General features: G+C 70.9%; 19 protein-coding genes and 2 pseudogenes. 13 read left to right on the top strand and 8 right to left on the bottom strand.

Annotated elements, in window-relative coordinates:
- Positions 1-44: 44 nt before the first annotated feature.
- The 10 genes from ABFX81_RS15215 to ABFX81_RS15260 all read left to right on the top strand — a co-directional run bounded on the left by ABFX81_RS15215 (position 45) and on the right by ABFX81_RS15260 (position 9282).
- Positions 45-326: a phosphopantetheine-binding protein gene (locus ABFX81_RS15215; RefSeq protein WP_086845001.1), complete on the top strand. Its 282-nt coding sequence runs from the start codon at positions 45-47 to the stop codon at positions 324-326.
- Complete coding sequence (locus tag ABFX81_RS15220; protein ID WP_346138179.1) at positions 326-3391, top strand: type I polyketide synthase; 3066 nt, start codon at positions 326-328, stop codon at positions 3389-3391. The genes ABFX81_RS15215 and ABFX81_RS15220 overlap by 1 nt, the downstream gene beginning before the upstream one ends.
- Positions 3388-4422, top strand: coding sequence for a thiolase family protein (locus tag ABFX81_RS15225; protein WP_086851942.1), 1035 nt, complete (start codon positions 3388-3390; stop codon positions 4420-4422). Before ABFX81_RS15220 ends, ABFX81_RS15225 begins: the two co-directional genes overlap by 4 nt.
- Positions 4419-4664 (top strand): phosphopantetheine-binding protein, encoded by a 246-nt coding sequence (locus ABFX81_RS15230; protein WP_086851943.1) that lies wholly within the window; start codon positions 4419-4421, stop codon positions 4662-4664. Before ABFX81_RS15225 ends, ABFX81_RS15230 begins: the two co-directional genes overlap by 4 nt.
- On the top strand, positions 4661-5542 hold the full coding sequence (locus tag ABFX81_RS15235) for a 2-oxo acid dehydrogenase subunit E2 (RefSeq protein WP_346138180.1): 882 nt from the start codon (positions 4661-4663) through the stop codon (positions 5540-5542). The genes ABFX81_RS15230 and ABFX81_RS15235 overlap by 4 nt, the downstream gene beginning before the upstream one ends.
- On the top strand, positions 5448-6326 hold the full coding sequence (locus ABFX81_RS15240) for a 4'-phosphopantetheinyl transferase family protein (protein ID WP_428837176.1): 879 nt from the start codon (positions 5448-5450) through the stop codon (positions 6324-6326). The genes ABFX81_RS15235 and ABFX81_RS15240 overlap by 95 nt, the downstream gene beginning before the upstream one ends.
- A gap of 178 nt (positions 6327-6504) precedes the next feature.
- Positions 6505-6954 carry a DUF4260 family protein gene (locus ABFX81_RS15245; protein WP_346138181.1) on the top strand — a complete coding sequence of 150 codons (450 nt, stop codon included), beginning with the start codon at positions 6505-6507 and terminating at the stop codon, positions 6952-6954.
- A 21-nt stretch (positions 6955-6975) separates the two neighbouring features.
- Positions 6976-8091 carry an alpha/beta hydrolase gene (locus ABFX81_RS15250; protein ID WP_346138182.1) on the top strand — a complete coding sequence of 372 codons (1116 nt, stop codon included), beginning with the start codon at positions 6976-6978 and terminating at the stop codon, positions 8089-8091.
- The gene (locus ABFX81_RS15255) at positions 8084-8263 is read left to right on the top strand and encodes a hypothetical protein (RefSeq protein WP_086855014.1); all 180 of its coding nucleotides are present in this window, start codon (positions 8084-8086) and stop codon (positions 8261-8263) included. The genes ABFX81_RS15250 and ABFX81_RS15255 overlap by 8 nt, the downstream gene beginning before the upstream one ends.
- A gap of 5 nt (positions 8264-8268) precedes the next feature.
- Positions 8269-9282 carry an alpha/beta fold hydrolase gene (locus tag ABFX81_RS15260; RefSeq protein WP_086855013.1) on the top strand — a complete coding sequence of 338 codons (1014 nt, stop codon included), beginning with the start codon at positions 8269-8271 and terminating at the stop codon, positions 9280-9282.
- A gap of 24 nt (positions 9283-9306) precedes the next feature.
- Here ABFX81_RS15260 and ABFX81_RS15265 read toward each other — a convergent pair.
- From ABFX81_RS15265 to ABFX81_RS15280, 4 genes and pseudogenes are all read right to left on the bottom strand, one after another.
- Positions 9307-9795, bottom strand: a pseudogene (locus ABFX81_RS15265) (IS701 family transposase); the annotation flags it as partial.
- A gap of 1 nt (position 9796) precedes the next feature.
- On the bottom strand, positions 9797-10669 hold the full coding sequence (locus ABFX81_RS15270; RefSeq protein WP_086855012.1) for a transporter substrate-binding domain-containing protein: 873 nt from the start codon (positions 10667-10669) through the stop codon (positions 9797-9799).
- A 30-nt stretch (positions 10670-10699) separates the two neighbouring features.
- Positions 10700-11512 (bottom strand): amino acid ABC transporter ATP-binding protein, encoded by an 813-nt coding sequence (locus tag ABFX81_RS15275; RefSeq protein ID WP_119104714.1) that lies wholly within the window; start codon positions 11510-11512, stop codon positions 10700-10702.
- Positions 11509-12288: an amino acid ABC transporter permease gene (locus ABFX81_RS15280; protein ID WP_346138183.1), complete on the bottom strand. Its 780-nt coding sequence runs from the start codon at positions 12286-12288 to the stop codon at positions 11509-11511. The genes ABFX81_RS15275 and ABFX81_RS15280 overlap by 4 nt, the downstream gene beginning before the upstream one ends.
- A 62-nt stretch (positions 12289-12350) precedes the next feature.
- On the opposite strand from ABFX81_RS15280, the gene ABFX81_RS15285 reads away from it, so the two are divergent.
- Positions 12351-12557: a hypothetical protein gene (locus ABFX81_RS15285; RefSeq protein WP_346138184.1), complete on the top strand. Its 207-nt coding sequence runs from the start codon at positions 12351-12353 to the stop codon at positions 12555-12557.
- 17 nt (positions 12558-12574) lie between these two features.
- Here ABFX81_RS15285 and ABFX81_RS15290 read toward each other — a convergent pair whose 3' ends face one another.
- Both ABFX81_RS15290 and ABFX81_RS15295 read right to left on the bottom strand, forming a co-directional pair.
- Positions 12575-14203, bottom strand: a complete 1629-nt coding sequence (locus ABFX81_RS15290) for an N-acyl-D-amino-acid deacylase family protein (RefSeq protein WP_346138185.1) — start codon at positions 14201-14203, stop codon at positions 12575-12577.
- A gap of 146 nt (positions 14204-14349) precedes the next feature.
- The gene (locus tag ABFX81_RS15295) at positions 14350-15768 is read right to left on the bottom strand and encodes a type III PLP-dependent enzyme domain-containing protein (RefSeq protein ID WP_346138186.1); all 1419 of its coding nucleotides are present in this window, start codon (positions 15766-15768) and stop codon (positions 14350-14352) included.
- A 144-nt stretch (positions 15769-15912) separates the two neighbouring features.
- Between ABFX81_RS15295 and ABFX81_RS15300 the strand changes: the two genes are divergently transcribed.
- Together ABFX81_RS15300 and ABFX81_RS15305 are read left to right on the top strand one after the other, a co-directional pair.
- Positions 15913-16938, top strand: a complete 1026-nt coding sequence (locus tag ABFX81_RS15300; RefSeq protein ID WP_086855126.1) for an AsnC family transcriptional regulator — start codon at positions 15913-15915, stop codon at positions 16936-16938.
- 29 nt (positions 16939-16967) lie between these two features.
- Positions 16968-17600: pseudogene (locus tag ABFX81_RS15305) on the top strand (transposase family protein); the annotation flags it as partial.
- 97 nt (positions 17601-17697) lie between these two features.
- On the opposite strand, the gene fdxA reads toward ABFX81_RS15305, so the two are convergent.
- A complete protein-coding gene (gene fdxA / locus ABFX81_RS15310) occupies positions 17698-18018 on the bottom strand; it encodes a ferredoxin (RefSeq protein WP_346138187.1) in 321 nt (106 codons plus the stop codon).
- On the bottom strand, positions 18015-18674 hold a 660-nt coding region (locus ABFX81_RS15315), incomplete at its 5' end, for a thiamine pyrophosphate-dependent enzyme (RefSeq protein WP_346138188.1). The genes fdxA and ABFX81_RS15315, both read right to left, overlap by 4 nt.

Below are 18674 nucleotides of genomic sequence, written 5' to 3' on the forward strand. Positions count from 1 at the left end.
ACCACCGGCGTCACCGCCGCCCTACCCTCGCCGAGGAGTGCACCATGCCCGCTTCGACCACCGGACACACCCGTGAGTCGCTCACCACGTGGCTGGCCGAGCGCATCGCCCTGTACCTCAAGCGGCAGCCGGCCGAGATCGACCCGGTCGTCCCGCTCGCCGAGTACGGCCTGGACTCGGTGGCCGCGTTCAGCCTGTGCGGCGACATCGAGGAGGACTTCGACTTCGTCCTGGAGCCCACCGCCGCCTGGGACTACCCGACGGTGCAGGCGCTCGCCGACCACCTTCTGGAGCAGTTCGCCGCCGTGGAAGGCGGCGCGCGCTGATGGAGCCCATCGCCATCGTCGGCATCGACTGCAGGTTCCCGGGGGCGCCGGACACGCGCGCCTTCTGGGATCTGCTGATGCGCTCCGGGGACGGTGTGGGGGAGGTGCCCCGGCTGCGGTGGGACGCCAAGGAGTTCCACTCGCCGGCCGGGGCGCCGGGACGTACGAACACCACCGAGGGCGGTTTCGTCTCCGACCCCGACGCCTTCGACAACGAGTTCTTCACCATCTCGCCGCGCGAGGCCGCGGCCATGGACCCGCAGCAGCGGCTGCTGTTGCAGTGCGCCTGGCGGGCCGTGGAGGACGCGGGCCTCGCCCCGCAGCGGCTGGCCGGTTCGTCCACGGGTGTCTTCGTCGGCATCATGGGCAACGAGTGGGCGCAGCTGCACCTGACGGACTACGACAACGTCACCGCGCAGATCGGCTCCGGCAACGGCTACTGCATGACCGCCAACCGGATCTCGTACCACCTCGACCTCAAGGGCCCGTCCCTCGCGGTCGACACGGCCTGTTCGTCCTCTCTGGTCGCCGTGCACCTGGCGGCGAACGCCCTGTTGTCCGAGGAGTGCGACGTCGCGCTCGCGGGGGGCGTCAACGTCGCCCTCACCCCGGCCCTGTCGATCTTCTACACGCAGGCGGGCCTGTCGGCGCCCGACGGCCGCTGCAAGCCGTTCAGTTCCGAGGCCGACGGCATCGGGCGCGGAGAGGGCGTCGGTGTGGTGGTGCTGCGCCGGCTGAAGGACGCGCTGGCCGACGGGCAGCGGGTGTACGCGGTGATCCGCGGCACCGCCGTCAACCAGGACGGGCGCAGCAACGGCATCACCGCGCCCAACCGCTGGGCGCAGCAGGACGTGCTGGCCGCCGCCTACCGCAGGGCGGGCATCGAGCCGTCCGAGGTGACCTTCACCGAGGGACACGGCACGGGCACCGCGCTCGGCGACATGATGGAGATCAGGGCCCTGGGCCACCATCACGCGGCCCGCACCGGCAAGCCGCTGGCGCTGGGCTCGGTGAAGGGCAACCTCGGTCACACGGAGGGTGCGGCGGGCATCGCGGGCCTGATCAAGGTGGCGCTGTCGCTGCACAACCGGGTGGTGCCGGCGAGCCGGTTCGCGGCCAAGGAGAACCCTGGTCTGAAGCTGCGCGAGCACGGCATACGTCTGCTGAAGGCGCCGCTGCGGCTGCCCGCCGACGGTGTCGTCGCCGGGCTCAGCAGCTTCGGCATGGGCGGCACGAACGCGCACGCCGTGCTGGAGAGCGCGCCCCCGGCGGCGGCCCGCCCCAAGGCCCGGCCCCAGGAGCAGCCGTCGGCCGCGCCCGCCGGCATCGGCGCGGCCCTGTTCACGCTCACCGCCCCCGCCGTGCCCGCCCTGCGCCGCAACCTGCTGGCCCAGGCCCAGGCGGCCGAGCGGCGCCGGGTGCCCGTGGGCGCGCTGGCATGGAACAGCAACCAGGTCAAGACCGGCCACCGTTACCGGTTCGCGGTGGGCGCGTCGGAGCCGGCCGAGCTGGTGGCCCGGCTGCGGGCGGCCGCCGACGACCCGGACCTGCTCGCGCGGCTCGCGGCGGCGCCCACGGGCCGTGCCCGCACCGCGTTCCTGTACACCGGGCAGGGTTCGCAGTACCCGGCGATGACGGCGGGGCTGTACCGGGACTCCGCGCTGTACCGGTCCTTCCTCGACGAGGCCGACGCCGCGCTGCTGCCGCACACCGGCCGCTCCGTGCGCGACCTGGTGCTCGGCGGGGACGAGGACGTCCATCTGACCCGGTGGACGCAGCCCGCCCTGTTCGCCGTCGAGTACGCCCTCGGCCGCACCCTGGCCGAGCTGGGCGTACGCCCGGACGTGCTGCTGGGGCACAGCGTCGGCGAGTACGCGGCGGCCGTGCTGGCCGAGGCGCTGCCGCTCGACGCCGCGGCCCGGCTGATCGCGGCGCGGGGCGCGCTGATGCAGGAACTGCCCGCCGGCGGCGGCATGCTGGCGGTGCGGGCCGCGCGCGAGACGCTCGAGGAGCGGGTGGCCGGCGAGCCGCTCGTGGGCGTGGCGGCGGTCAACGGACCGCTGGCCACGGTCCTCTCCGGTGACCTGGCTGTGCTGGAGCGCATCGAGGAGGAACTGGCTACGCAGGGGGTGCGCACGCGCAGGCTTCAGGTCTCGCACGCCTTCCACTCGCCGCTCATGGAACCGATGCTGGAACGTTTCGCGGCGCTGGCCGGGGAGGCCGGCGGCGGGGTGCCGCGCATCCCGGTGTACTCGACGGTGCGCGGCCGCCTGCTCGACGCGGAGGCGGGCGAGGCGATGGACGCCGCCTACTGGACCGAGCACATCAGCGCGCCGGTGCTGTTCGCCGACGCCTCGCTCGCCCTCCTCGACGACGGCGCGAGCCACGTGGTGGAGATCGGGCCGCGGCCCGTGCTCTCCGGGATGCTGCGCACCCTCGGCGGTGCCCGCACCGCGTCCGGGCCCGCGCACGTCCACCCGGTGCCCGCCGAGGAGGCGGGCGGCCGCGAACTGGCCGACGCGCTCGCCGAGCTGTACCGCGGCGGCGTCGACCCGCGCTGGGACGCGGTGTACGAGGAGCGCGACCGGGTGCCGCTGCCGCTGGCCCCGTACGCCTTCTCCGACCAGCACCGCTACTGGGCCGCCCACACCCCGGCCCTCGGCGGCGCACCGGCCCCCCGCGCGGAGCCGGCGCTGCGCCCGGTCGCCTCCGCCCGGGAGCCGGCGTCCGAGCGGCCGGAGCCGCAGGCCACCGCGGTCGCCGTGCTGGAGGTCGCGCGCGGCCGGGCGGAGGGGCCGGTGGCCCGGGCCGCATACGAGGTCGTCGGCGCCGTCGGCGGCTACCAGCCGGAGGAACTCACCCCCGAGCTACGGCTCTACGAAGACCTCGGCTTCGACTCGGTGATGGTCATGGAACTCAAGAACCGCCTGGAGAAACAGCTCACCGGACTCGGCGAGCTGACCGTCCAGGACCTGCTGCCCAGGCTCTCCACCGTCGGAGACCTCGTCGGCTTCCTCCACGAGATCGGCGCCGCCGCCCCCGGCCAGGAAGAGAGGACGGCATGACCCAGGAACAGACCGCCCCGACCGCGTACCTCGCGTCCATCGGCACCGCCCTGCCCGGCGACCCGGTGGACAACGCCGCGCTCGCCAAGGTGCTCGGTGTGAACGAGGAGTGGATCGAGGTCTTCATCGGCACCAAGACCCGGCACTTCGCACGCGACCTGGCCACCGGCGAGGTCCGCTGGTCGCTGGCCGACCTGTGCGCGAAGGCCGCCGAGAAGGCCCTCGCCGCCGACGGCGTGGACGCCTCCGGCATCGACTTCATCGTGCTCGGCACGGCCACCCCCGACACGCTGATGCCGGCCACCGTCAACGACGTCGCCGACCAGCTCGGCCTCGACCAGGTGCCCACCTTCCAGCTCCAGTCGGGGTGCGCGGGCGCCGTGCAGGCCCTCAGCGTCGCCCAGACCATGATCGCCTCCGGGCAGTACCGCACCGGGCTGGTCATCGGCGGCGACGTGTGCAGCAAGCACCTCGACGTCCAGCGCGACCTGTCCGGCGCGGCACCCAGCGACCTGGTCAACTTCGTGCTCTTCGGTGACGGCGCCGGTGCCGCCGTGCTCACCTCCGAGCCGGCCGGGCAGCGGGTCGCGGTGCGGCACGTCCTCAACCGGTTCACAGGCCTGGGCCGCAAGCCCGGCCAGGTCATCGAGTGGTTCGGGCTCGCCGACCGGCACGACGACCGGCAGGCGCTCACCGAGGACTACAAGGCCATCGAGGAGGGCGTCCCGGTGATGGCCGTGGAGATCCTCTGGGAGCTCCTCGGCGAACTCGACTGGGACGCCGACGACCTGGACTTCCTGCTGCCGCCCCAGCTGTCCGGCCGGATGACGCGGGTGATCGCCGAGCAGCTCGGGGTGCCGACGGCGCGCGAGGTGTCCTGCGTCGCCGACACCGGCAACAACGGCAACGCCCTGCCGTTCCTGCAGATCGAGAAGCTCCTCGAAGAGATGGCGGCCGGTCAGAAGGCCCTCGCCGTCGCCGTGGAGTCCAGCAAGTGGATCAAGGCCGGTTTCGCCCTGGAGAAGATATGAGCAGCAGCACGAGCACGTTCGGTCTCGACGACTTCGTCCGCCTGGTCCGGGACGAGATCGGCATGCCCCTGGAGCCGGAGCAGGTGGCGGCCGACTTCGACGAACTCCCCGACTGGGACTCCCTCTACCTCCTGAAACTGGTGACCGCCCTGGAGCTGGCCACCGGTCACAAGGTGCCCGTCGGCAAGGTCCTGGAGGCCAGGAGCCTGAAGGGGATCTACGACCTGGCGGTGCCGGCGTGAGCGGGGCCGCGGCCGACGGGGCGAGCACCGTGGTCGAGCGGCGACGACGGCACACCCTGTTCTTCCTGGAGTGGGCCGCCGGACAGCGCCCGGTGCACCTGGACACCGACATCGACATGACGCGGATCCAGGAGCACCGCGCCGCGGCCCGGGAGCGCGGCCTGCGCTACTCCTACGTCACCTACCTGCTGCACGCGGCGGGCCGGGTCCTGGACCGGCATCCCGAGGCCAACGCGGTGATGGCCCCCGGCTGGCCCGGGCTGCTGCGCGCGCCCCGGATCGTCCGGTTCGGCTCGGTCACCGCGAAGCTGGCCCTGGACCGGCCCGTCGAGGGCGAACGCACGGTGCTGTCCGCGCTCGTGCCGGGTCTGGAGCGGGCCGGACTGCGCGAGATCCAGCAGCAGATCGACCGCTACCGCGGCCCGGAGGCGGCCGACCTGCCCGAGTTCAAGGGCGTACGGATGCTGGGGCGGCTGCCGCTGGCGCTGGGCCGGGCCGCGTTCGCCGCGGCGCTGCGCGACCCGCGCAAGCGGCCCGGTGTCTTCGGCACCGTCTCGGTCAGCTCGCTCGGGCACGGCGCGGTCGACGGGTTCCACTCGGCGGGCGGGACCGCCGTCACCCTGTGCGCGGGGCGGGTCACCCAGCGGGCCGTGGTCCGCGCGGACGGCACCGTGGCCGCCGCCCCCGTCATGCAGCTCGGCCTCACCTTCGACCACCGGGTGATCGACGGCGGAGCCGCCGCCGACCTGCTCACCGATCTCCACCACACCATGGAGGCCTTCGATGACGGCTCCAGGGAGCAAGTCACCACCCCGGACCCTGGGGGAGCCGATCGTGATCACGGGCCCCGGCGGGGACTGGAGCGCAGTCCGCGCTGACCTGGACCGGCACGCGGCCGCGATCCTCTACGCCCGCCTGGACGACTGGCGTCCGGAGCGGGCGGGAGGGCCGCGGCTGCGCGCCCTGCTGGGCCGCGACTGGGCACGGTTCCTGGAGCTGACGCACCCCGATGTGCGCACCAGGTTCGCCTCGTCCCGGGTGCTGCTGAAGTTCGCGGCCGCGGCGGCGCTCGATGTGCCGCCGCCGTCCGTGGAGCTGGGCTACACCCACACCGGACGGCCGTATCTGCGCGGCTACGACGGTGTGCACATCAGCCTCAGCCACACCGACGAACTGCTCGTGGTGGGGCTGGCCACGGGCGGCGTGATCGGCGTGGACGCGGAGCGCGCCGACCGCAGGCTCTACGGGCCCGGCCTCGGCCGTCACATGTGCACACCGCACGAGGTCGAGCGGATCGAGGCGATGCCGGAGGAGGAACGCAATCCGGCGCTGGTGCGGCTGTGGACGCTCAAGGAGGCCTACAGCAAGGCGATCGGGCTCGGCATGCAGTTCCGCTTCACCGACTTCGGCTTCCGCCCGGACGGCACCCCCAGTGACGTGCTGCAACCGGACGGCGAGCCGGGCTCGGAGGGCGAGTGGACGTTCCGCACCTACGAGGTCGGCGCCGACTACGTCGTCAGCGTGGCGGTGAGCGACGCCGGCTTCGGCGGCACGGCCGACACCTCGGCCGGCACGGCCCTCGACGCGAGCATCGTCGACGCGCTCGCCGAGGTACTCGGCGACGACGAGACCGAGGAGAGCGCGCCGGACGAGTGGTGGTGACGGGCGACCGCCGAGGGCCTGTCCGACGGATTCCCGCCCTCCGGGCGGACGACGGGAATCCGCCGGGCAGGCCCTCGGCACGGGGCCGGGCAGTTCCGGTTCGTACAAGCGGGCCGCAAGCACCCGCGAGAACACTCGGACGCGTGTCGTACGGCTCGATCGCGAGAGGAGACGCCGTATGAAAGCAGATCTCCGGGCCCTGCCGCCCACTGTCCGCACCACCGCCCCCGAACCGGCCCCCGCCCCGGCGGCCCCCCGGGACGCCTGGACCTGGCGCAGCACCCCGGGGCGGGTGCTGAGCGCCGCCGCCGGCGCCGCCGCCTTCGGTACGGGCATCGCCCTCGGCGGTGCCGTGGGCTGGGCCTTCTGGACCTCCCTCGTCGCGCCCGACATCGCGCTCCTGCACCGGCCCAGGACACCGCCCTCCGGCCCGGGCCGCCTCTCCCCCGACACCGTCCCCCTCTACAACACCCTGCACGACCCCCGCCTGGCCGCCTCCCTCCTCGCGGCGGGAGTCCTCACGGCATCCCGGCCGCTGCTCCTCGCGGGTCTCGGCTGGACCACGCACATCGCGGTGGACCGGGCCTTCGGCTACGGCATACGGCGCCCCGACGGCGCCATCCACTGACCCGACCTGGACGGTGAAGACATGGAGCATCTGGAAGAGCTCGGGGAATTCGCCCGGCTGCACGCCCGCGGCCAGGGCATGTCACCCCGGCACGCCGCCGAGGTCCTGGCCAGGATCGGCAACGACACGCCCGGCGACCCCGCCTCCTGGGCCGCCGTGTGGACGGCGGAGGGCAAGGTGGCCGCGGCCCGCGGCGACCTCCTGGACGCCTGCCGGCACTACGCGCTCGCCCGCTTCCCCTACCACGCGGACGACGACCGGGTCCTGGCGCAGCGGCTGGGCGTGGAGACCTTCGACCGCTGGCGCCAGGGCCGGCAGGGCATCGAGCGCCTGGAGTTCGAGCACGCCGGCGGCTCGTTCGCCTGCTGGGCGTCCGGCCTGGACGAGGCCCGCCCCCGGCCGCTGCTGATCGTCATGGGCGGCATCGTGAGCGTCAAGGAGCAGTGGGCCCCGCTGCTGCCGAAGCTGCGCAAGCTGGGCTTCGCCACGGTCGTCACCGAACTGCCGGGCGTCGGCGAGAACACCCTGCGCTACGAGCCCGGCTCCTGGCGCATGCTCACCTTCCTCATGGACCGGCTGGCCGGCCGGGCGAAGGTCACCGACACCTCGACGCTCGCGCTCAGCTTCAGCGGCCATCTCGCCCTGCGCGCCGCCGCGCACGACCCGCGCGTCTCCCGGGTCCTCACCGTGGGCGCGCCGGTAACCGACTTCTTCGCCGACGAGAGCTGGTGGCCGCGGGTACCGGGCATCACCGCGGACACGCTGCGCCGGCTCACCGGCGCCGCCACCGTCGGCGAACTGCGCTCCCTGCTCCCCGAGTTCGCCCTCACGCCGCAGGAACTGCGCCGGGTGCGCGTGCCCGTCCGGTACGTGGCCAGCAGCCGGGACGAGATCATCCCGTCCCGCGAACAGGCACTGCTGCGCCGCTCGGTGCCGGACGTGCGCTTCAAGGTCTTCGACGACGTGCACGGCTCCCCCGCCCACCTGGGCGCGATGCGGCGCTGGCTGTTCTCCTCCCTGCTCCTGCTCCGGCTGCGCGGCACGCGCGGCGTGGCGGCACCCGGCGCCGTGATCCCGGGCGTTCCCGCCACCGGCTCCACCGACCACCCCATCGACGAGAGGCCACGTCATGACTGACTCACCGAAGCCCTCGCGCGCGGCCGGCAACGTCACGCCCTGGCTGACCCTCGCCGCGCTCGGGGTGACCGAGAAGGACCTGACCACCGTCCACCACCGGCCCGTCGTACCGTTCCGGCGCCCCGGCGAGCGGCCGGGCGAACGGCGCCACCGCGTCTCCGAGGGAGCCTGACCACCATGACCCCGCCAAGCAGCGGTACCGGGCAGCGCGGCGGTGGCTCCGCCATCCGGCTGCGTCACCGCACGGTGCACGGCTACCGACGTGCCTTCCGGATGGCCGGCAAGGGCCGGGCCATCCTGCTGATCCACGGCATCGGGGACTCCTCCGACACCTGGCGCGACGTCATGCCGGGCCTCGCCCGCAGCTACCGCGTCATCGCCCCGGACCTCCTCGGCCACGGCGCCTCCGACAAGCCGCGCGCCGACTACTCGCTGCCCGCGTACGCCAACGGCATGCGCGACCTGCTCGGCGTGCTCGGCGTCGAACGGGTCACGCTGGTCGGGCATTCGCTGGGCGGCGCGGTGGCGATGCAGTTCGCGTACCAGTTCCCCGAGCGGTGCGAGCGACTGGTGCTCGTCGGCACCGGCGGGATCAGCCACCAGGTGACCCCGCTGCTGCGCGCGGCCTCCCTGCCCGGCGCCGAGCTTCTCCTGATGGCCCTGCGCCTGCCCACCATGCGCACCCAGCTGGGCCTGGCCGTCAAGGCGCTGCGGTTCCTCGACACCGGCCTCGGCGTGGACGCCCCCGACCTGCTGCGGGTGGTGGACGCCCTGCCCGACGGCACCTCGCGCAGCGCTTTCATCCGCACGCTGCGGGCCGTGGTCGACTGGCGGGGCCAGGTCGGCACGATGCTCGACCGCTGCTACCTCGCCCAGGGCATGCCCACGATGCTGGTGTGGGGCGGCCGGGACCAGGTGGTGCCGGCCACGCACGCGGGTCTCGGCCATGTGGCGATGCCCGGCAGCCGCCTGGAGATCTTCGAGGACGCCGGCCACTTCCCCTTCCGCACCGACCCCCAGCGCTTCGAACGCGTCCTGCGCGACTTCATCGCCACGACGGAACCGGCCCCGTACAGCGCGGAACAGTGGCGCAGGCTGCTCCGCAACCGCACCCCGGGCCCACGCCCCCCGGCGTCCCGGGGAACCGCACGGGCGACCACGGACGACCCGCCGGCACTGCGCCCCGCCTAGTACTCCAGCTGTGGATCGTGATCTTCATGTCTGGGATGCGGCTTGTCGCCGGTAGTGACCGGTGCGTGATCGTGCCTGGTGGCGGCGGCGCCAGTCGGACCAGGCAAGCCGGTGGGCCGCGTCGCGGACGGGCCGGATGACGAGTGCGATGAACAGGCGGCAGATCTCGTTGCAGGACAGCGGGATCAGGTCGTCCGGCGTGGGTCGGTGTGCGTGTTCGTCGGCGCGGACGACGGCGAGGAAGGCGTGGGCCGGCATCGCGAGGGTGACCCAGCGGGCCCAGGAGGGGTAGCGGCGGACCTGGTGTTCATCAAGTCCGGCCAGTCCTTTCTCCGTTTGGAAGGTCTCCTCCACCTGCCATCTGGAACCCGCGACCCTGACCAGGGTGGCCAGGGATGCCGGCGTGGTGGAGTGGCAGCGGTAGTAGGCGAGTTCACCGGTGCTGCGGTTGCGGCGGATCAGCAGCTGGTGGTGATCCGAGGCCGGCTCGGCGAGGTCGATGACGGCCCAGTCGTCACTTCTCGGAAGGGGCCAGGCTGGTGTTCTCGACCTGCTTCGCGAGCTTGGGTCGTTCCTTGATCAGGTCGGCGCTGACCGGGTCCCGGAAGTACTTCTTGTAGAGCTTGATGTAGGTTCCGTCGTCGATCATCGCGTTGATCTGGGTGTCGATGTCCTTGAGCAGCTTCGGGTCACCGTCCTTGCGCATGGGGAAGGCGGTGCCCTGGGGGGCTTCCCGTGTGACGGCGATGCGTACCGGCGACTTCGCGGCGTATGTGTCCGCGACGCCACCACCGAGAATGGCAGCGTCGATGCTTTTGGAGAGCAGCTGGGTGACGAGCGCTGTGTGGTCCTTGAACTTCACCTTACGCACGTCCGGCATGCGCTTGTCCATATAGTCCTCCTGCACTGAGCCGCTGACGACCCCGACCCGCTTGCCGTCGAAGTCCGACAGCTTGGTCTGCTTGTCGCCCTTCCGGGTCAGGATTTTGGTGAAGCCCCAGTAGTACGGGGTGGTGAAGTCGACCTGCTTCCTGCGCTCGGGGGCGGCGATGAACCCGCCGACCCCGATGTCGTACTGGTTGGCGGTCAGGCCGGTGAGCGCGCCCTGCAGGCTCGTGGCCTTGTACTGGACCTTCACGCCGAGGCGCTTGGCTGCCTCGTTCATCAGATCGATAGCGAATCCGCTGGGCTTGCCCGACTCGTCGGTGACCGCGAAGGGCGGCTGCTCGGACACAGTGCTCGCGGTGATCACACCGGGGTTGACCAGGTCCTTGTACTTGGCTGTTCCGGAGTCCGCTGCATTGCTGTTGCCGCCGCAGGCGGTGAGGGGGAGCAGCAGCGCGGTGGTGACGGCGCCGACGAGCAGTGTTCTACGGGAAATGTGCATGGCTGGGACTTTCTGTGCTGGGAGGGCGGTTCAGAGGATTTGGGAGAGGAACTGGCGCAGCCGGGGGTGTTCGGCGCTTTCGAAGATCCGGTCGGGGGTGCCGATCTCGGCGAGGCGGCCGTCGCACATGAAGGCGACGCGGTCGGCGGCCTCCCGGGCGAAGCCCATTTCGTGGGTGACGACGGCCATGGTCATGCCGCCCGATGCGAGATCCCGCATCACGGCGAGTACGTCCTTGACCAGTTCGGGGTCGAGGGCGGAGGTGGCCTCGTCGAAGAGCATCACCTCCGGCTCCATGGCCAGAGCGCGGGCGATGGCCACGCGCTGCTGCTGCCCGCCGGACAGCCGGCTGGGCCGCTGCTCGGCAAAGGCGGCGAGGCCGACCTCCTCGAGGCGGCGTCGTGCGGTGGCGCGTGCCTGTTCGCGGCCCATGCCCTTGACCGAGGTCAGGGCGAGGCTGACGTTGCGCTCGACGCTCATGTGCGGGAAGAGGTTGAAGTGCTGGAAGACCATGCCGACGCGGGAGCGGGCGGCGTCGACGTCGGCGTCCGGCGCGGTCAGACAGGTCTCGCCGAGCCAGATCTCACCACAGTCGGGGATCTCCAGCAGGTTCAGGCACTTCAGCAGGGTGGACTTGCCCGAGCCGGACGGGCCGATCACACAGAGGGTCTCTCCGCGCTGCACATCGAGGGTGACCTCGCGTACCACGGTGTTGGAGCCGTAGCTCTTGCTGAGCCCTTTGACCTGCAGGGCGGCCAGGTCGTCCGGTGTCCGGGGCGCGGCTTCGGTCTTGGCTTCGGGCAGGGGGGCGACTGGGTTCGGACCGGCGGTGGCGGGGGTCATCGGGCTTCTCCTCCGGCAGGCTGGAGCGGGGTGGTGGGCAGGTCCGGATCGGCCGAGGCCGGTGTCTTGTCGGGGCGGGGGCCTTCGCGCAGCCGTCTGTCCAGGTAGTTCACGAAGTAGGTCATGGGGATGGTCAGCGCGAGGTAGCAGATGCCCGCGGCGATCAGGGGTGAGGAGTTGTAGGTACGGGCGACCTCCTCCTGGGCGATGAAGTAGAGCTCGCGCTGTCCGACGGCCAGACCGAGGAGATAGACCAGGGAACTTTCCTTGATGTCCTTGACGAACTGGCCGGTCATGGCGGGCAGCACGCGGCGGATGCCCTGCGGCACCACGACCAGGCGCATCGCCTTGAGATAGCTCAGACCCAGGCTGCGGGCGGCCTGCAACTGGCCGGAATCGACGCTCTGGATGCCGGAGCGGAAGATCTCCGCGGTGTACGCGCCGGAGATGATGCCGATCGCCAGGACCGCGTAGCCGAGGGGGTCGGTGCCGAAGGGGCGGATCCCGGCGGCGGGCAGGCCCACACCGACCAGCATCACCGTGATGATCACCGGAAGGCCGCGGAAGACGTCGACGTAGAGCCGGGCGGGCAGCCTCACCCACCATCGGTTCGACAGCAGCAGCATCGCGGCCGCCAGAGCGATGACCACACCGAGCACGATGGCCCCTGCGGCGATCGTCAACGTGTTCAGCAGGCCCTCGGAGATCAACCGCGGAAACGTCTCGGCGATCACGCCCCAGTCGAAGAACGTGTCGGCCAGAGCATTCGAAGCCAAAGAGACAGGGGACGAGAGGGCCATCACCACTCCTGACCAGGCGCGAAGGAAGAATCGGAGGCGTGGAACTCCGAGCGGACCGTCCCATCACCGTCATCGACAGCGCGAAGGTCGGGTATGTGCGGCACAGCGGCGCGGGGAACAGCCGGCTCGCCTCGCTGACGGCGATACCGAAGCCGACGATGAGGATGGTGGCCGGCGGCGGAAAGGTCACGAAGTTCCCGGAACGCGGTGTGCGGGGCTCTCGACTGGGGCTCAGTCGGCTGTGACTGGACGAGGGTGGAACTCACGGGGACCTCCTTGTGTGGTGGGAGAGGGAGCGCACGGCCGTCTTGCGGAGCACCGTGCCAGGGCGGTGTGTCGTGAAGTCGCCATCACGCAGTACGGGGCGGCCGTTGACGAGGACGTGACGAGTGCCCACGGCATAGGACAGCGGCGCGTCAAAGGTGGCGGTGTCGCTGACCGTCTCGGGATCGAAAACGGCGATGTCGGCGACCATTCCTTCGCTCAGGGTGCCTCGGTCGGTGAGGCCGAGGCGGGCGGCGGGCAGCGCGCTCATCTTGTGGACGGCCTCCTGGAGCGTGAGCACCTGGCCGTCGCGGGTGTACCGGGACAGGACCCGGGCGAACGTACCGAAGTGACGGGGGTGGGGGTTGCCGTCGGTGGCGGTGTCCAGTACCCAGCTGTCACTGGCGACTGCGCTGCGGTGGTGGCGCAGCACTGTTTCCACATCCGCCTCGGACATTGCATGGTTGACGATCCAGACCAGGGCCTTGTGCGCGCGCAGTACGTCGAGGGATGCCTCGGCCGGATCGCGGCCAGTGGCGGCGGCGATGTCCTGGACCGTGCTTCCCACCCACGAGGAGTAGCGGCCCGGCGGCATCGAAGCGATGACGGTGCTTTCGGGAAGGAAGGTGTGTCCGGTCTTCGCCCGGAGCTCCGAAGTGATCGCCTCGCGGGTCTTCGGGTTCTCCAGTCGGGCGATGAGCGCGTCGCGACCGCCGTCCAGCGCCCAGTCGGGAAGGCGCGAGGTGAGCCGGGTGGAGGAGGCGGCGTAGGGGTAGACATCGCACGCCACGTCCACTCCTTCCGCGACAGCGGAGTCGATGAGGGTCAGCGCCTCGCGCACCTTGCCGTGGTTGGCGGGGCCCAGGGCCTTGAGGTGCGAGATCTGAAGGCGCACGCCGCTGCGTCGGGCGGTTTCCAGAGCTTCGGTCACGGCCTCGACGAGATGGTCGCCCTCGTCGCGCACATGGGTGCTGTAGAGCAGTCCGGCCTGCCGAGCCTCGGTGGCCAGCGCCACGACCTCGTCGGTGTCGGCGAACGACCCCGGGGCATAGATGAGTCCGGTGGACAGACCGAACACCCCCTGTTCGGCAGCCCTGGCGAGGAGCTTGCGCATGAGGGCGGTCTCGTCAGCAGTCGCGGGGCGCCGTTCGGTGCCGACAGCGGCCACACGGAGGGCCGCGTGGCCGACGAGGGCGGCGAGATTGACGCACGGTTCGGCTTCCTCCACCGCGCGTGCGAATCCGTCGAAGTCCTCCCAGGGCATGTCGGCGGTGCTGAGGTTGCCGCGTGCGAGCGTGGTGTCCCACGCTTGGCGCCGCTCGGGGGTGATGGGGAAGGGGGAAGCGCCGCAGTTGCCCGTGACGATGGTGGTGACGCCCTGCCTGATGCACGCTTCGGCGCTGGGCACGTCGCACACGGTGTAGTCGGCGTGCGAGTGCAGGTCGACAAAGCCGGGCGCGACGACGTGGCCAGTGCAGTCGAGTACCTCCCGTGCGGTGGCGTGAGGCGTGGCCCGTCCGAGGAAGACGATGCGGTCGTCCCGGATGCCGACATCTGCCCGTCGGACCGGGCCGGGGGTGCCGTCGATGACGGTACCGCCGACGGCGAGTACATCGAATTCGTTCAACTTTCTTCCTTCGCAGTGGAGTTGGGTTCGGGTACCGACAACGAAGCCGAGTGTCGGTGTGGCGATCAGTCCCGCTACGGCAACGGCGTAGGGTGCCGCCTGCTTGGCCGCGGGCAAACGGCGAGCGGGTGTCGTCGCAACCTCGGTCAGTGCCACGATCGGGCTTCTGTCTGTACACATCGCGCGGGGGCCGGGGTGCCCGCGTGGGCCGGGGTGCTGTCCACGTCGCTGAAGAGGAGTGCGTCTGCCTGGTCGACGCCGCTTTCCGCCAGGATCTCGACGAGGGTCTGTTCCGGGCGGACCGCGGCGAACCGTATGTCCGATTCGCGTGTGGTGAAGCCGTGTACGGCGGGCCGGGCGAGACTGTTGTACGACCAGGGGGAGGAGAAGTAGTAGCCGCCGGTGTCCAGCAGCACCACGACGTCCCCAGGTGCCAGTTCGGGCAGCTTGCGTCCGCGGGCTACGAGGTCCCCGGCGAAACAGCACGGGCCGGCGACATCCTGGACCCGCTCCGGAGCAAGCTTGGGCTTGCCGTCGGAGTCGTACACCGCGATCCGCAGCGGCCACGCCTCCGGCATGAAGACGGTGCGGGTGGCGATGTGCGCGCCCGCGTGTGTCAGCGCTATGCGGCGGCCGCCGGCGTCTTTGGTGTACTCCACGACCGCGGCCGTGAAGCCGTTCTTGGCGACCAGTGAACGACCGAACTCGGTTACCAGGTCGTAGCGCCCGCCCAGGAGTTCGGGAACGGAGGCGCGCAGCTGCCGAACGTAGTCCGCGTAGGTCGGGCGGATCTCGTCGTCGTCGAAGTTGACCGGCAGGCCGCCGCCGATATCCAGACTGGTCACCTGCTGCCGGCCCGCCATCGCGTTGATCTCCTCGGCGAGTTCGTACGCGGCGCGCACTCCCCGGCCGATGAGCTCCAGGGAGCAGCCTTGCGAACCGACGTGCACGTGCAGCCGAGTGAGCCAGGGCCGCTCGGCGAAAGCCTTGAGGATGCGCTTCCGTGCTCCGGCATCTCGCAGTGGCACGCCGAACTTCGAGCTGAGCGAGGCGGTGCTCATCGCGTCGATGGCTCCGGCGCCGACCTGTGGGTTGATCCGCAGCCCGAGCACCGAGGTGCTCTCGCTCACAGCGAGTAGTTCGCCGATGCGGTCCAACTCGGGAAAGTTGTCGGCGTTCACCGCCACTCCCAAGGCGAGCGCGTCGGCCAGCTCGGCACGGGTCTTCGCGGGTGAGTCCAGCACGATGCGTTCCGGTGGGAAGTCGGCAGCGACGGCCTGGGCGAGTTCGCCCGGGCTGGCGACCTCGCACCCCATGCCGGACCGGGCGAGCAGGCGCAGCACGGGGACCAAAGGCGCGGCCTTGGCAGCGAACGTGTGCAGCACTGGCTCGTCGCCAAAGGCTCGTTGGAGGTCGCGCACGGACTCCTGGATCCCGTCGGCGTCCAAGAATCCCGCCGCCACATGGGCGGGGCCGATCAGACCGGACCGCACCGCCTCGCGGACAGCTCGGTCACGCTGCTGCCGACGGCCGTCAGTGTCTTGATCGACTTGTGCGATCCTCACGATCTCGGACCTCCTCGGTGCCCCCAGAGTGTTTGGGCCACCAGAATCGGCAGGTTTCTTGGAACGACTCCCGATACGCAGCATTCCGTCACGACAGGCGAATGGGGGCCTATACGCAGCTCGTACACGGTGCTAGGAAGAGGCATGCCGCACGATTCCGTCGATGAGAAAGACCTGGAGCTGATCAATGCGCTCCAGCTCTCGCCGCGCGCCTCCTGGGCTCAGCTGGCCGGGGCGCTCGCGCTCGATCCGGTGACTGTGGCACGCCGCTGGGAGCGGCTGGCCGAGGCGGGACTGGCGTGGGTCACCTGTGTGGCCGGCACGGTCCTGCACAGCGAGTTCTGCATGGTGTACATCGAGATCGATTGCGTTCCCGGCCGGCTGGACGACATTGCCACCGCGTTGAGTGCCGAGCCCCACGTGCGCTACGTCCACCACCTCACAGGCATGTACGGGCTGCTGGTGGTGGCGACGTTGCGCACATCCGCGGAGGTGTCGGCGTACCTGCGCGGCACGCTAGGGCAGCTGTCCGGTGTCCGGGCGTACCGGGCGGAGGTACGGACCATGGGCTACGGCGAGCCGAGCCGATGGCGTCTGCGCAGCCTCGAACTGTCACAGCGACGCGCATTGGGACTGGCCAGTACACCGTCCACCACGGTGGGAGGTGCCCGGATGGACGCTGTGGACCAGAAGCTGTTCCGGCTGCTGCACGAGGACGGCCGCATGTCCTACACCGCGATCGCCGACCGCGCCGGGATCAGCGAGCCCACCGCGCGCCGCCGCGTCAAGCGCCTGCTGACCAACCGGTTGCTCCGGCTACGCTGCGAGATGGCGCAGTCCCTGTCGGGCTGGCCGCACTCGGCCGTACTGTGGGCGAGCGTGGCACCGCAGCACATGGAGTCCACGGCACGCGCGCTTACGGCGCTCCCTGACGTACGCCTGTGCTGCGCCCTTACGGGAGAGCGGAACCTCCTGCTGATGGTCTGGCTGCGATCGCTCGGAAATCTGCCGCAACTGGAGGCGACGATCACAGAGCGCTCTCGAGATCTCTCCATCGTGGACCGGGCCGTCTGCCTGCACACCGTGAATCAGATGGGCCGACTGCTCGACAGCGAGGGACGCAGCGTCGGGTATGTGGCGCCCAATGTGGGGGACTTCCTGGACGCCTGAAAGGCCATGGAAGACGCCTGGGAATCTTCGGCTATGTCCTCGCGGTGGCCTGCTCGGCCGGACTACCCACCGGCGCAGGCAAGTTCCGCGCCGATGCCCTGGCGGCGAAGGTGCCGAAGCGGGCCTGGCAGAAGCTCTCGGCCGGGCGCGGCGCGAAGGGGCAGCGGTTCTACGACTGGGCCGTCATCGACCTCGCCGAGCCGGCCTCGGGTCACCACCAGCTGCTGATCCGCCGCAACCGCAGCACCGGTGAACTCGCCTACTACCGCTGCCACTCCACCACGCCGGCATCCCTGGCCACCCTGGTCAGGGTCGCGGGTTCCAGATGGCGGGTGGAGGAGACCTTCCAAACGGAGAAGGGACTGGCCGGACTGGATGAACACCAGGTCCGCCGCTACCCCTCCTGGGCCCGCTGGGTCACCCTCGCGATGCCGGCCCACGCCTTCCTCGCCGTCGTCCGCGCCGACGAACACGCACACCGACCCACGCCGGACGACCTGATCCCGCTGTCCTGCAACGAGATCTGCCGCCTGTTCATCGCACTCGTCATCCGGCCCGTCCGCGACGCGGCGCACCGGCTTGCCTGGTCCGACTGGCGCCGCCGCCACCAGGCACGATCACGCACCGGTCACTACCGGCGACAAGCCGCATCCCAGACATGAAGATCACGATCTACAGCTGGAGTACCAGGTGCACGCACCGGACGAGTCGAGCCCCTCCCGGATGACCCCGGGAGGGGCTCGACTCGTATGCGGCCGGCTAGCTCGTCTTCACGGGCTCCTCCTCGACGACCGGGTGGTCGGCCGTCATCACCCCTGCCGCGCTCCCGCCCCCCGACACACCGGCCAGTGCGAAGACCTCCCGGTCGGCGTTCCCGTACCCCGCCCACTCCGCCGGCAGCGCGTCCTCGTAGAAGATCGCCTCGACCGGGCAGACCGGCTCGCAGGCGCCGCAGTCCACGCACTCGTCGGGGTTGATGTACATCTTGCGTGGGCCCTCGTAGATGCAGTCGACGGGGCACTCGTCGACGCAGGCCTTGTCCTTGAGGTCCACGCAGGGCTGGGCGATGACGTAGGTCATGAGGAACGCTCCACGGTCCAGGTGTCGGTGCCGGTCAGCAGTGCGCTCATGTCGCCCTTGCCGTACCGCTCGATCGCGGTCTCCAGCTGGTCGGCCATGAGGACGTCGTAGACCGGCCGTTCGATGTCGCGGAAGACACCGATCGGGGTGTGGTGCAGGGTGTCCGGGTCGGCGAGACGGGACAGCGCGAAGGCGGTCGTCGGGGACGCGGAGTGCGCGTCGTGCACCAGGATCCGCGACTGGTTCTCCTCGGTGACGGCGACGACGTCCAGGTCTCCGGTCCGCGGATCCCGTACGACGCCCTGGGCACCGTCCGCGCCCAGGCGGATCGGCTTGCCGTGCTCCAGCCGGATCACGGCCTCCTGGGCCTGCTGCTTGTCCTTCAGAGCGGCGAAGGCGCCGTCGTTGAAGATGTTGCAGTTCTGGTAGATCTCCACCAGCGCGGTGCCCGGATGGGCGGCGGCCTGACGCAGTACGCCGGTGAGGTGTGCCCGGTCGGAGTCGACGGTCCGGGCGACGAACGAGGCGCCCGCGCCGATCGCCAGCGACACGGGGTTGAAGGGCGCGTCCAGCGAGCCCATCGGCGTCGACTTGGTGATCTTGCCGACCTCGGAGGTCGGGGAGTACTGGCCCTTGGTCAGACCGTAGATCCGGTT

It is taken from the genome of Streptomyces coeruleofuscus (genome assembly GCF_039532725.1).
Taxonomy (GTDB): Bacteria; Actinomycetota; Actinomycetes; order Streptomycetales; family Streptomycetaceae; genus Streptomyces; species Streptomyces coeruleofuscus.